Raw genomic sequence first — 14,140 nt, 5'->3', positions numbered from 1 at the left:
CCGGTACCGCTGAATTAAACGCCGCGTTCCTTAATGGTTTTGATCACGTTTTCAATCGCGGCAATCTCGTTTTGGTCGACCGCCTTGCTCGCAATCGCCTCCAAGGCGTTCACATGCTGGAACTTACCGTTTTCAGCAATCTCCTGCAAAGCGCGTTTCTTGCCTTCGGTGAACTTGATATTGGCCAGCTTGAACGCCGGCGGGAAAAAGGGCGGTAAGAGATCCTTCAAGGCGGCGGTCATGTCGGCCCCACCAAGGGTGATCTCTTTGAGGGCGCTCAGTTTGTAATCGACCAGCGGCTCATTGCCGCCACTGGTGGTGCCCGAGGCAATCACCTCCCCTTTCGGGTTGTTCACGGGCAAACCTTTCAACTCACCCAACAACTTAATGGGGAATACCAAATCGACTTGGCTACCTGAGCCCTCGGCGCGCGGCTCGTAAATCACCCAACTGCCCTGGCTCTGAACCTCATGCCGCACGGGGAACTCGTCCCCGGATCCCGGCCAAATCCGTTTGATCAGTTTGCCCAACTCGGCTGCCGAGTTGTCGAGGGTCAACTCAAGCGCATCCTCGTCTTTAATGCCGCGTTCCTGTTTCATTCGATCAATCATGCGGGATAAAACGGGGCGGTTGGAACAATAAGCAACGGCGGTTTCCTCGGTGACCTTGTCCTGCTCGTACAAATCGGCGATGGCCTGGTCGTGGGTTTGCCAACCGCGGTTGCGACTTACGCTCATCACCTCGTAAAAGGTTTTCTGCTCGGTTTCCCCGTTGAGCACCATATCTTTGACGCGCAGGTTCACGCCCATAATTTCCTGGGAGGCGACGCGACCGCCCCCCTTGCGCGGCAGCAAACGCTGGTTGATCACGTACCGCAAGCATTCGTTCAACCGGCCGCGAATTTGGTCTTCCTCTTCTTTGTCGAACATACCGACGATGCGGTTGATCGTTTGGCCGCAATCAATGGAGTGCAGCGTCGAAAGCACGAGGTGGCCGGTACTGGCGGCGGCCAAACCGATATCCACGGTTTCGCGGTCGCGCATCTCCCCAATCAGAATCACCTTGGGGGCCTGACGCAAGGCGGCACGCAAGCTGGAGTGGAAGGTATCGAAGTCGGAGCCCAGTTCGCGCTGGTTGAAGGTGGCTTTTTTGTGGGGGTGCACGTATTCGATGGGATCCTCAATGGTAAGGATGTGGATTGGCCGGGTTTCGTTCATCTCATTGAGTACCGCGGCCAGGGTGGTACTTTTACCGCTGCCCGTCGAACCGGTCACCAGCACCAATCCGTTTTTCTCGGCGGCGATGTCTTTGAAGATCGCGGGCAAGCCCAGATCGTCCAAGGTGAGAATTTTGGTTTCCAGTTTGCGCAGCACCAAGCTGTAGGTTTGTTTGGTTTGAAACACGTTGACGCGGAAGCGACATTCGCCGGGAACCTCGTAGGCGCAGTCGGCGGAACCGCTGCGCACCAGGGTATCGAATTGACCGGGATCCTTGCCGATCACGGCCAAGGCCAACATTTCGGTTTGGTAGGGCGTGAGTTTCTCCAGCGGCGGCTCAAGCGCGACGGGAACCAAGGCGCCACTGGATTCGACCTGCAAGGGTTTGCCGGGCGTGAAGTTGAGATCGCTGGTTCCTTTTTGCGAGCGCAGCATGGTCATCAAAATGCGGTCGGTATCTTTTTTTCGCAGCATAACAACCCCTAACCCATGGCCAATTCGTCCGGTGCCTCTTTGAGGAGCGGTGCAAAACGTTCCTTGTTAATACATTTCTCAAACGCCTCCTCGACACTGATCCAACCTTTGTCGAGCAATTTGGCGATGGCGTCGTCGAGGGTTTGCATGCCGCTTTTGACCGAGGTTTGCATGACGCTGAGCAATTGGTGGGTTTTATTTTGGCGAATGACGGCGGAAGCCGCGTTGTTGACCACCAAAATTTCGAGCGCGGCACAGCGACCCGGTTTGTCGACGCGCCGGAACAGGTTCTGGGCAATCACCCCTTTGAGGACATCGGCAAGGGTGACCCGGATGCGTTCCTGCTGGGATGAAGGAAAGACCTCCACCATACGGTCAACGGTTTTCATCGCGCTGATGGTGTGCAGGGTGCCAAACACCAGGTGACCGGTCGCGGCGGCTTCAATCGCCAGTTCGATGGTTTCCAAGTCCCGCATTTCACCAACGAGAATAATGTCGGGATCCTCACGCAAGGCTCCGCGCAAGGCGGCGGTAAAGGACTTGGAGTGGGTGCCGATTTCCCGGTGGTTTACCAGACACGACTTACTGGCGTGGACAAATTCAATGGGGTCTTCCAAGGTAAGGATGTGGTCGGTACGGTTTTTGTTGGCGTAATCCAACATCGCCGCCAGGGTGGTTGACTTACCACTGCCCGTGGGACCCGTAACCAGGACCATGCCCTTGTGTAACATGGAAAGGCGCAGGCAGATCGGGGGCAAACCCAACTGCTCGGCGGTGAGAATCTCGCTGGGGATTTGGCGAAACACGGCGCAGATGCCGTATTTCTGCAAAAAGTAGTTGCAGCGGAAGCGGGCCACGCCGGGGATTTCATAAGCAAAATCAAGGTCGCCGGTTTCCTCAAAAAGTTTTTGCTTGTCCTCGGGACAAATCTCGTAAAGCAAGGACTGCAGCTCATCCTGAACGAGCACATGGTACTCAATCTCTCGCAATTGACCACTCACACGGATGCGCGGCTTGTTACCCGCGGACATGTGGAGGTCGCTACCTCCCTCGGAAACCATGAGGCGAAAGAAACCGTCTATTTTGGCCATAGGGTCACACCTTATCGTCGTTGCGCTTAAGTAAGTTCATGTGCATGGGCCGACAACGGCAGCGCCAAGGAAAACCACGGTAACACCGAATTGCATTTTGCAAACTGGAACGGAGCAAAAAGCATGGAACATCCCAAGAAAACAAGCCGTGTTGACGACCGAGCCCGGTCGATTGAAACGCGTTTACAAAGAGTTATGGGGGATTATCGAGAAGCTATTATAACCGAGCCACGCGCGCGGCGCGAGTGCTGGTTTGCAGGAGCGGGTTGAAGGGCGGACGAGAACCTTGTTACAAGGAAACGTATCTTAGCTAACGCGAAACCGGTCGCTGCTAGGCTATAATGGAACCATCACTGAATCTCAAGCGTGGCTTTACACAGGAAATGCCACCCCGCCTCGTGGCGATGGAAACCGGGCGAAGCGCAAATGCGACCGCGGCTCCCGCTGTTTTCCCGTTCCCACGATCAGCCGGGGCGATCTGTTGGGTCACCTCAGCCAACCTTAAGCTTTTCGCCGATTATTCGATAACGGGTAATAAGGACAGCTTGGGTTTCCATGGAGGCAATCATGCTGTATCAGGTACCGACCACCAAGGTCCATGTGGTCATTGAAATTGTCGGCCAGGAAGAGCTGAACGGAACCGTGTTCATCAGTGAGAACATTTTTTCCCACACCATGAAACCGCGCTTGGAAGACCTGCTCAATCAACAGCGCCGCTTTTTCCCATTCCTCCTCGACGACGAGGAGTACATCCTCTTTAACAAATCGCAGCTGATCTTGTTGCGCAGTTCGGAAAACGACGCCCTCGATTTGGAAGAGCAATTGATGCTGGAACCCCAGGAAGTAACCCTGGTACTTGATAACGGCAAAGAATTGAGCGGCAACATTTACCCCAACCTCCCGCCGGATCAGCGCCGCGCCTCCGACTTCTTTAACCAGGACGAGACCTTTTTGCCTATTTATAATGAGAAGGAAAAGGTGATTGTGAACCTGGATCACGTCCTCTTCGTCCGAAACTAAGACGGCACGGGCATGAAAAGGTTGGATCCACCGGTATTTGCGCGGCCGGGATGGCAACCAACCCTCTGAATTCGCGTCAAGGCGCCCCGGCGAAACCGCGGGCTTCCGGCGCGAGCGAACAAAGCCCCCTCGAACTCGGCGGCAAGGCTTCTGTTCCTATTGAATTGTGGCCAACATGCCGGTTCAGCCGGCCCCTTCCCACGCTGCTCATCGTGTTGAAACACGGCTAACGAAAAGCCGGGTTGGCCTGCCAACCAAAAATAACCTGTGAATTGAGGTAGTGTTATGACGAGGTTTGCGATGGCCGTTCACGGCGGTGCTTGGAACATTCCCGACGAATTGTGGGCGGCCCACCAGGCGGGTTGCCGTGCCGCGCAAGCCGCGGGTACGGCGGTTTTGGCGAAAGGCGGCGATGCGGTGAGCGCGGTCTGTGCCGCAATTCGCGTACTGGAAGACGATCCCACCTTTGATGCGGGCAAAGGCAGCTTCTTAAATGAACGGGGCGAGGTGGAATTGGATGCGGGCTTGATGGAAGGCGATCAACTCCACTACGGTGCGGTGCTGGGCGTGGCGCGTATCCAAAACCCCATCGACCTGGCCCGGTACATCATGGAACACAACCAACACTGTGTGTTTTTTGGAGAGGGCGCGGAGGCCTTGGCGGGGCCGGCCGGTTTGGCGTCGGTTGATCCGCACAGCCATGTTTTGCCGCGCGAGCGCAAACGCTTCGAGACCTACCGGGATCAACCCGAAAAACTGAACAGCGGCGTTTGGCGCGCGGCCCACGACACGGTTGGTGCACTGGCCCGCGATCAACACGGCAATCTGGCGGCGGGAAACTCCACCGGCGGCATTCCCAACAAACAGCGCAACCGCGTCGGCGATGCGGCGCTGATCAGCAGCGGTTTGTACGCGGACAACGAAATGGGCGCGGCGATGTGCACGGGCTGGGGCGAAAGCATCATGCGGGCGGGCATGCTTCACCAAGCGCTGGCGCAGCTCAAAGCAAAGGGTGATTCGTCCGAGGCGGCCCAAGCCGCGGCGGAGACGGCGGTAAACCATTTGGAACGCCGGGTCGGCGGCTACGGGGGCATCGTGGTGATGACGCGCTCCGGTTATTGCGGCGCGGCCTTTAATACGGAACGCATGGCCTTTGAACTGCCCTCAAAAGACAGCTAAAGCCCCGACGGGCAGGGGGCCGGCGATTTCGAAACTGAAAAATGGGCCCGCGGGGCACTTTTTACATTTTTTTAGGCGCGTCGCCTTGACTATGGAGAAATCCGTTTCTAAAAAATAGTTATAAGTAGTCATGAACACCGCCAAACAGGGGCCCAGACCGGGTTCAGGGATTTTTTTGGCTTTTTTTAATTTATTGTTTGACAGCGACCGGGCTGAGGTCTAGAATTGCCCCTTGTTGACGCGGGGTGGAGCAGCCAGGTAGCTCGTTGGGCTCATAACCCAAAGGTCGGAGGTTCAAATCCTCCCCCCGCCACCAACTTCCTTAAACACCTGGAACAACACGAGAAAGCCCCGCATTGCGGGGCTTTTCGCGTTTCTGGGCACAGCATTGCGGTCCGTGGAATTTGCACCGCGCGGCTTCGCCGCATCGCCCACAAGGGCTACCCGCAACAGCAGCCCTCATGAGAAGGGTGTGACAACCCCCGGCGCGATCCGTTGCCTTTTATCCGGCCTGCAACACCAAACCGGCCAAGGTGTAGAGGATCAGTGCACCGCCGCCCGCGACCAAGGCATAAGGTAACTGGGTGCGTACATGATCGAGCAGGTCACAGCCGGCGGCAAGCGATGCCACAAGGGTGGTATCACTTATCGGCGAGCAGTGATCGCCAAACACACCGCCGCCGAGAATCGCGGCGAGGAAAAGACTGTGCGGTAAGCCGAAGGTGGCGGCCAACGGCATGCCGACCGGGATCAAAATGGCAAAGGTACCCCACGAGGTGCCGGTGGTAAAGGACATCAAAGCACCCGCCAGAAACAACAGCGGCGCGATGGCGACGGCAGGCAGGGTGGTACCGATCCAGCCGGCCACAAAAACACCGGTCCCCAATTCGCGACAACTTTTACCGATGGTAAAGGCCAACAGCATCAGCAGCACCAAGGGCAACAACTTCCCCATCCCCTGGTAACCCAGCTCCAGCGCACGCGGATAGGAAAAAGCACCGTCCCGAACCATGTACACCACGGTCACCACCAGCGCAATACTGACAGACCAGAGCACGGAACGTGAGCCGGACCCGGTTTGAATCAAAAAGACAATCATGAGCACAACCATGATCGCCAGGGGCAGCAACATGTAACGGGTTTTGCCGACGGCAATCTCGTCCTGACCGAGGCGGTCGGCCACGGCCTCGGCAGATTCCTCACGAACCGCAAGCTCGGCCTCGGCCCGGCGCAAGGGGCCAAAGGTGCGACCCGAAATCACGGTAAAGGCAACCAGGCCGAGAATCAGCAGCGCGTAGAAGTTAAAGCCGATGGAGCCGACCAAAACATTCACGGGACTGGCGATCTGGTAACTGTCCTCGCTAATTAAACCGAGCACGTATCCGCCCCAGCCGTTGAATAAAATAATGACGCTAATAGGTGCACAGGTTGAGTCCAAAATGAAGGCCAGGCGCTCGCGACTCAATTTGAACCGGTCAAACAGCGGCATGCCCACCATGCCGGCCGCCAGACAACTCATGCTGGTTTCCATCCAAACCAACACGCCGACCATCATGGTGAGTATCCCGGCCTGGCGAGGCGTTTTACCAAGACCGCGACGGGACAAACTCGCCACAAAACCCTTCACCCCGCCGGAGACACGCATCAGTTCAATGAGGCCGCCGACCAGCAGGCAGAACAACAACACCCGGGTGTTGCCGCCCTCAAACACGGCAACGGCACGCTCCAAGGCTTGAACCACGGCGGTCCCGGGCGACAAAAGCCATTCCCAAGCGGCGGCGGTTTTTTCGTTCAAATCGCGGCACACCATCAACCATTCGGACAACCAAATCCCTGAGCAAAGCGCCAAAATAACCTCGCGCTTCCACACCGCCACTGCAATCGCCACAATCGGCGGGACCACCGACAACCATTCAGGCACAGATCACCTCAATCTCATTCGTTTCCTGTTTGTTCCGCATCATAGCCAGATCAGTTGCCGCCCACAAGCTCAGGACACGAAAGCGACGAACGACGCTCTTGCTTGACCCGCCGCCGGTGCCGGGTTTTAATGAATTACCCTGACGAACGGCACCCGCTCGGCGCAACCCCCCATCCGCGGCAACCCCTGACCCAACAGCCGCTGAATGGTCGCAATGCGCGATGAAATGGAATAGGTTCGAAACAGCGCCGGCGGTCATCCCACCGGGCAACGGCTCATCCGATCAGGGTCGCGCCTTCGATAACCAACCGATTCGGTACAACCGATCCCGCGCATCCACCGCGCCGGGCGACCCGGGCCTCGGTTTTTCACGGACAACCCAACGCGGGGTTGGTCCGGCGGCTCTAGGGGCCGGCAACGGTCGAAGCGCGCTTTTTTTACCAATACCTTGAAGGATACTCCCAGCCATGGTTCAACCACCACCGCTAATTACCAATGATGCGGTCGTCTTGGGTTTGCTCATGACGATCTTGGCATTTATTTTTGTCACGTCTCACAGTGAAAACCCAACACTCAAAAAGTTCTATCGGGTGGTTCCCGCCCTCCTGCTTTGTTACTTTATCCCTGCCGTATTCAGTACCTTGGGCGTTATCTCGGGCGACGTTTCCAAGTTGTACTTTGTGGCATCGCGCTACCTGCTGCCCTGCTGTTTGGTCCTGCTTTGTTTGAGCATTGATATCAAAGGCATCATCGGCCTCGGACCCAAAGCGATCATCATGTTTTTTACGGGCACCTTTGGCATTATCATCGGTGGACCCATCGCCTTTTTGATTGTCAGCTTTTTCAGCCCGGAAGCAATGGGCGGCATCGAACCCAACGAGGTGTGGCGCGGCATGACCACGGTCGCGGGTAGCTGGATCGGCGGCGGCGCCAACCAAACCGCGATGAAAGAAATGTTCAACGTGGGCGATGGTATCTTCAGCGCCATGATCGCGGTCGACGTGATCGTGGCCAATATCTGGATGGCCTGCCTGCTGTTTGCCTCGGGCGATCCCGACAAATACGACCGCATGCTCAAGGCAGACAACACGGCGATCAAGGAACTCCAGACCAAAATGGAAGATTACCAGGCACGTATCGCCCAAATCCCCAACTTGACCAACCTGATGACCATCCTGGGTGTCGGTTTCGCGGGCACGGCAATCGGGCACATTGTCGCGGACGTGATGACCCCGCTGATCGCGGCCTCTGACAATGCCGATTTCTTCGAAAAGATCAGCCTGACCAGCAAGTTCTTCTGGTTAATCATGACGGCCACGGCGATCGGTATGGCTCTGTCCTTCACCAAACTCAGCAAGCTGGAAGGCGTCGGCGCCTCGCGCATCGGCTCGGCCATGCTGTACATTTTGGTGGCCTCAATCGGCATGAAAATGGACATCACGGCGCTGACCGAAACGCCCATTCTGTTTTTAGTCGGTTTGATCTGGATCGGTATCCACGGCGGTCTGCTGATCGCGGTCGCAAAAATCATTCGCGCCCCCTTATTCTTCCTGGCGGTCGGCAGTCAGGCCAACGTCGGCGGCGCGGCCTCGGCCCCGGTCGTCGCCTCGGCCTTCCACCCCACCCTGGCCCCGGTCGGCGTCTTACTGGCGGTCTTTGGTTACTTCGTGGGTACCATCGGCGCGTACATCTGCGGCCTGATCCTGCGCGCGGCGGCAGGTGGCTTTTAATGCAACAACCGGAGCGGGCGGCTCAGGCGGAATCCCGCTTCGCGCTGCAACTGCTGGCGGTCTGCGGTTTCCTTCTGATCATTTGGACGATTAAGTGGTGCGAGCTGTGGTTTGATACCCGCTTCGCCCACTGGGGTGTGGTGCCCCGCACGCTGACCGGCTTGCGGGGTGTGCTCACCATGCCCTTGCTGCACGGCGATTTTCAACACCTCATGGCCAACTCCAGCGCCTTCCTGATCCTCGGCCTGCTGTTGCTCCACTTCCACGGTCGCCGCGGCGTCCAACATTTCGCCGCCCTGTGGCTGCTCTCCGGCTCGATGGTCTGGTTGCTGGCCCGCCAAGTGACCCACATCGGTTTAAGCGGCGTCATTTACGGTATTTCGGCGTTCCTCTTTTTCGACGGCATGCGGCGACGCAACCGCGCGGGCAGCGGCGTCGCCCTCATCACCGCGCTGCTTTTCGGCGGTTCGGTCTGGGGCATGTTGCCGGGTCAGCCCGGCATCTCGTGGGAAGGGCACCTTTTTGGGGCAATCAGCGGCCTGCTCCTTGCCTTACGCCAACCCAAACCCGAACCACCACCAGCGGAAAAACGCGCCCCGCCGGAAGACGACAACTGGCTCTGGAACGAATAGCCGGCCGACAAGGATGGAAGGATCGCCCAGGATCGGCGTGAAGCGGCTTTTCGCGGCCCAGCGAACAGGCGCCGCAAATGAACGAGTCCACCAGGATCATGGTCTACTAATAACGAGCGCGGTGACTAACGAGCGTGGTGACAGACACGTTCAAACACCTAATTTTATATGCTTTGCGCCCCTAACCGGCATGCACGAACACGACCAAGGATAAGAGGATTGATACAGGATCGGCGGGGCACCGTTTTCCTCGCCCATGCAAAGAGGCGCCGCGGATGGAGGGGGCCACCTGGATCACGGTCTTTTTAATCAGGTCCACTCGTTTTCTAAAAACACGCCGTACCAGACACGCTCAAACGCCTAGTTTTATATACTTTATGCAAAGACCGACATTCACAGTGAAATCAAACAATCGAAGTTACGGCCTTATCCGCATGCGCGATCCATCACACGAGGGGAAAACCGCACCTCGCCATCCTCTATCTCTCCTAATCTCCTGATAAATAATGTGTTCCAAGCCAAACCCCTGCCAAAACTATGGATCCATCCCACCACCACCGCACAATCGAAACTAGGGCATGATCCGCATTCGCGATCCATCACACGCGGGATCCTCCGCTTCCCGCCAACCTCTGTTCTCCCTGACTTTCTAAAAATGAGGAAACCAAGGCACACCCCTCAAACCCCACCCAACCCGTATCCATCCTAGACGTGATTTTCCTGTGAGAAAGCGGCTTTACCCTAAGCCAGGCCGGTGTACAATGATCGGAATGCAGCAAAAGCGAAACCCAAGCCGCGCCCCTTGAGCCACCACCGAACCGAAGCCACCTGATCCGCCCCCACGGGAGACGCGGCCGCACCGAGACACCCCGGGTTTTCGCGATACAGGCGGAGGTATGGATGAACCAAGCCAAGGAAACCACAGTGCAGCCAGGCGACGGCTTGTGGGCCTTTTATGAGGGACAGTTTCACAACACCCCAATCCCACCCGAAAACAAGAAGTACGATCACGTGACCTGGTTCCGCGAAATCGGCTTACCCGATTACGGGCAAGCCTTTGACCGTGTGTTACGCGGTCGGCTCACCTGGGATTGGCATGCGGAACACTACGTGCTGTCTTTTTACGGTACCCCGATTTTACCGAACCGCGTCTACAGTATGGTCAATCGCAAGATGAATCCCAACAAGCACCGCATCGTGGAGAAACCGGCCTCGGACGAATGGCTGTAGGGATGTTTTGGATGGGGTGTGTTCCCACGAGGCTTGGCTTGGGATTCGGTATTGCTTAGGCTCTTGTGATTGTTAGAGGATGCGGATCGGCAAGAGTCCCCGCTTCGCCCAATCCCCGGTTTGGCTTTTGCACTTCCCGTCCCCGATGAGGCCGTCACGCCGATCAACGGATCTATTCATCCATACCAAGCTTGTTTGCGCCTCCTGTCACCGTTCTTCGTCCGCGCCTAAATCGGTGACAATGCTGCGCATGCCGTTTGAGGCGTTGAGGGTTTCTTCGTCAACTTCGATGTAGGGTAATTCGACGCGGAACCGCGCGCCGCGGCCAACCCCGTCGCTGAAGGCGCGAATGTTACCGCCCATCTCCATCATGGCGTTGGCGCTGTAGTGCAAACCGTAACCGTTGACGTCGGGTTTGGTGGAAAACGAGTGGAAGAAGATGCGATCCATGATCTCGGGATCAATGCCCACCCCGGTATCAACCACTTCGATAAAGACCCGCTTGTCCTCGGTTCGACCGGCCGTGATGGTGAGCTTGCGCTCGGAGCACACTTCCATGGCCTCAATCGCGTTGTCGATGAGGTACAGCAGCACCTGCACCAACTTAGACTTATGAACGCGGATCGGAGAGAGTCGCGCGCACGAAACCTCGAGGCGAATATCCTGGACCTGAATGCGCTCCTCCGCGTGGTGCAAGACTTCGTCGAGCAGGTTTCCGAGATGCACAATTTCGAGAAAATGGACGTTGTCGATGTGGGCCTGTTGCTGACGGATGAGGTTGTTAATACGCAGCACCTGTTCTTCCAGCGAAGCGACGTCGGCCAGTAATTTTTGTTTGTTGCGCAGCAAAGATTCGGCAATTTTCCCGAGTGCGCGGGGCACATGCCGCCCGCGCGGATCGTCCACCAAAAAGCTGACCATGTTGTCCTTGTGACGCCCGAGCAACAAAACCAAACGCTCCAGGAATCCGATGTTCATGGTGCGTAATTGGTCACCGATCAGGCTGGTGGTGACGTTGACACTGTTCAGTGCATTGCCAATGTTGTGCAACACGTTGGTGGCGATTTCGGCCATCCCCGCCTGGTGGGCGGCCTGCACCAAACGCTCCTGTGCTTGGACTAAATCGGTATTGGCTTGTTTCAGGGCAAAGGTTCGCGCCTCAACGAGACGATGCAGCCGTTCTTCACGCAGGGCGGCGCCGTGTAAGCGCAGCCGAATCAACCCGTACCCGACCAATGCCAAAGCCACCACCACCAGCGCGTAAAAGGTATAGGTTTGGGTGAAGCTCGGTTTTACCTCAAAGTTGAACGAGGCACCGTCTAGATTCCACAAACCGTCATTGTTGCAGGCCACCACCCGAAAGGTATATTCACCGGGTGCCAAGTTGGTGTAGTTGGCGAAGCGACGCGAGCCTTGCTCTTTCCATTCCAAATCGAAGCCCTCGAGCCGGGTACGAAACAACACTTTTTCCGGCTCGGAGAAACTAAGCGCGGTGTAACTCAGTTCGATCTGCTCGAGACGCGGGCCAACCTGGGCGCCCTCGCGGTCCAACAAGCGATTGTCGGCAACCACGCGCTCAACCCGCACGGGCGGCAACGCCCAATTGAGTTTTTTCTGGGCGGGATCAATGCGGACGGCGCCACTGACGGTTGGGAACCAGAGTTCACCTACCGTGGTTTGAATCCCGGAGGACGGGCCGCCGAAATTACACTCGGGACTGCGCATGCCCTCGGGCACGCCGTAAACGCGACAATGAATCAGCGGTTTCCGCCCTTGAATCACGGCCTCGCACTCTTGCCGGCGCACGCTGTAAATCCCTTTGTTACAGGTCATCCAGAAACGCCCGCCGCGATCCTCGGTAATCGAATAAACCACGTGGTTAAACAGGCCTTGTTCGGTGGTAATACCGCGGAAGACACCCTGATGGTAAAGCGACAACCCTTCATCGGTCCCGATCCACAGCTTGCCTTCAACATCCTCGAAAAAGTTGTAAATGGTATCGCCGGTAAGTCCGTCGGCGGTGGTGAAGGTTTCGATGGTCCCCTTGTAAATGCGGTTCACGCCGCCCCCGCGGGTACCGACCCAGACGGCACCCAACCGATCTTGAAACAGGGTCAAGATGTAGGGTGAGGACAGGCCTTGCGCCACGGACATGTTGGTGAGCTGATCGCGGAACAGCACATCAATGCCGCCCTCGGCGGTGCCGATCCAAATGCGTCCCTCGCGGTCCTGAAGCAGAGCGCGCACGTAATTGTCGGACAACCCAAAATCCATATCGATGACGTCGTAGCGATTCTGGTGATAGCGCAAAACCCCGGAAAAACGGGTACCAATCCATAAATTGTCGCGGTCATCGCGCATCAGGGTTTGCACAATGATGTCGTTGTCGGCGGGCCGAATGGCATGGCGCACCACCTGGCTGCCGCGCAAGAGGCCCAAACCGCCGGCGGTCCCCATCCAGATCGAACCGTCGGGGTTTTCCAGTAAAGCACGCACACTGTCGTGGGGCAGCCCCTCGGATCGACCGACACAGGTAATCAAACCGTCGCGTAACTGATGAAGGCCGTCGTTGTAGGTGCCCACCCATAAGTTGCTTTCGCGATCATGGTGGATCGCGGATATTTGGTGGTTGCGTAAGGGGTAAAATTCCTGATCCGGCAAGAGTTCATCTTCAAAGAAACGATTGAGGCCCCCGCTGGTTCCAACCCACAACACCCCGTTTTGGTCGCGCTGCAACGCGAGAATCCGATCCGAGGTCAGCCCTTCTTCTCGAGTATAGCGACGGGTCCCCTTGCTGGAAATATCAAACAAACCCTCGTTGGTGCCCACCCAAACACGATCACCTTCATCCAAAAAGAGGGCGTTGATTCGCGAAGCGGTGGTGGTTCCCGGCAAGGGTACCTGAATGGTGGCACGGGCCTCTTTCCGCAGTAAGCCCCGGTCGGTCGCAATCCACAGACGTCCCATGCTGTCGTTCAGCAATTGGGTCACCGGCAAACGGGCGCGATTGGCGAAAGGTAGGGGAACCCGACGAAAGACCTCGTTTTCAAAAACCCATAATCCATCATCTCCGCCCAGCCATACCCGACCCTCGGCATCCTCACTAAAAGCGGCAATGTTCCCACGCGGCTGGGGGGCCGCGCCCCTAAAAGAAACCAAGCGGCTCTCGCGAAAACGAACCACACCGCGCCGGGTCCCCACCCAAAGATCACCTTGGGCACTTTGAAACAAACCGTTAATAAAATCGTTTTCAAGCTTGGGCTCTTGGTTGCGGTCAAAAACGCGCATGTTCCAACCGTCAAAACGGACCAAACCTTCCTGGGTACCCAGCCATAAATAACCGTCGTCGCATTGCAAGATAGCCTGAACGGTGACCTGACTTAGCCCCTCTTCCAAACTCCAGTGTTTGTGAATGTACTGACTGATCAATTTCTGCGGATTCAGCGCCAACATAGAAACGAGCGAAAAAACAAACCAGGCCGCACAGTTACGCAACAAGAACGCGGGATACAGGGCATCAATCCAGATGCACCGAATCGGAACCGTCAGACCGTTTTTTTGTGTAGGAGTAGGCGTCATGAGCTTCAATTCAGACAAGTTAGGCATGCCGACCGGCACAACAGCGGAACATCTTGCCAGGGGGGAA

Annotated in this window: 9 protein-coding genes and 1 tRNA gene; 6 read left to right on the top strand and 4 right to left on the bottom strand. The window is 56.9% G+C overall.

Features of this window, described 5'->3' with window-relative positions:
• Window positions 1-14 precede the first annotated feature (14 nt).
• The gene (locus J3U88_RS26390; protein WP_207862001.1) at window positions 15-1,691 is read right to left on the bottom strand and encodes a type IV pilus twitching motility protein PilT; all 1,677 of its coding nucleotides are present in this window, start codon (window positions 1,689-1,691) and stop codon (window positions 15-17) included.
• Between the two features lie 8 nt (window positions 1,692-1,699).
• Window positions 1,700-2,782, bottom strand: coding sequence for a type IV pilus twitching motility protein PilT (locus J3U88_RS26385; protein ID WP_207862000.1), 1,083 nt, complete (start codon window positions 2,780-2,782; stop codon window positions 1,700-1,702).
• A 567-nt stretch (window positions 2,783-3,349) separates the two neighbouring features.
• On the opposite strand from J3U88_RS26385, the gene J3U88_RS26380 reads away from it, so the two are divergent.
• The 3 genes from J3U88_RS26380 (at window position 3,350) to J3U88_RS26370 (ending at window position 5,297) form a co-directional block, all read left to right on the top strand.
• Window positions 3,350-3,802: a hypothetical protein gene (locus J3U88_RS26380; RefSeq protein ID WP_207861999.1), complete on the top strand. Its 453-nt coding sequence runs from the start codon at window positions 3,350-3,352 to the stop codon at window positions 3,800-3,802.
• 285 nt (window positions 3,803-4,087) lie between these two features.
• Window positions 4,088-4,981, top strand: coding sequence for an isoaspartyl peptidase/L-asparaginase family protein (locus J3U88_RS26375; RefSeq protein WP_207861998.1), 894 nt, complete (start codon window positions 4,088-4,090; stop codon window positions 4,979-4,981).
• Between the two features lie 239 nt (window positions 4,982-5,220).
• Window positions 5,221-5,297, top strand: a tRNA-Met gene (locus J3U88_RS26370).
• Window positions 5,298-5,483: 186 nt separating this feature from the next.
• Here J3U88_RS26370 and J3U88_RS26365 read toward each other — a convergent pair.
• Window positions 5,484-6,902: a Na+/H+ antiporter NhaC family protein gene (locus J3U88_RS26365; protein WP_207861997.1), complete on the bottom strand. Its 1,419-nt coding sequence runs from the start codon at window positions 6,900-6,902 to the stop codon at window positions 5,484-5,486.
• A 467-nt stretch (window positions 6,903-7,369) separates the two neighbouring features.
• On the opposite strand from J3U88_RS26365, the gene J3U88_RS26360 reads away from it, so the two are divergent.
• The 3 genes from J3U88_RS26360 (at window position 7,370) to J3U88_RS26350 (ending at window position 10,494) form a co-directional block, all read left to right on the top strand.
• Entirely contained in the window at window positions 7,370-8,632 is a 1,263-nt protein-coding gene (locus J3U88_RS26360) for a DUF819 family protein (RefSeq protein WP_207861996.1), read from the top strand.
• Window positions 8,632-9,264: a rhomboid family intramembrane serine protease gene (locus J3U88_RS26355; RefSeq protein ID WP_207861995.1), complete on the top strand. Its 633-nt coding sequence runs from the start codon at window positions 8,632-8,634 to the stop codon at window positions 9,262-9,264. Before J3U88_RS26360 ends, J3U88_RS26355 begins: the two co-directional genes overlap by 1 nt.
• A gap of 900 nt (window positions 9,265-10,164) precedes the next feature.
• Window positions 10,165-10,494: a hypothetical protein gene (locus J3U88_RS26350; RefSeq protein WP_207861994.1), complete on the top strand. Its 330-nt coding sequence runs from the start codon at window positions 10,165-10,167 to the stop codon at window positions 10,492-10,494.
• 207 nt (window positions 10,495-10,701) lie between these two features.
• On the opposite strand, the gene J3U88_RS26345 is transcribed toward J3U88_RS26350, so the two are convergent.
• The gene (locus J3U88_RS26345) at window positions 10,702-14,073 is read right to left on the bottom strand and encodes a sensor histidine kinase (protein WP_207861993.1); all 3,372 of its coding nucleotides are present in this window, start codon (window positions 14,071-14,073) and stop codon (window positions 10,702-10,704) included.
• Between the last annotated feature and the right edge of the window lie 67 nt (window positions 14,074-14,140).

The organism is Acanthopleuribacter pedis (assembly GCF_017377855.1).
In the GTDB taxonomy this organism is placed as follows: Bacteria; Acidobacteriota; Holophagae; order Acanthopleuribacterales; family Acanthopleuribacteraceae; genus Acanthopleuribacter; species Acanthopleuribacter pedis.
The sequence above is the reverse complement of the archived record's forward strand: the minus strand, read 5'-3'. Positions and strand labels throughout refer to the sequence as shown.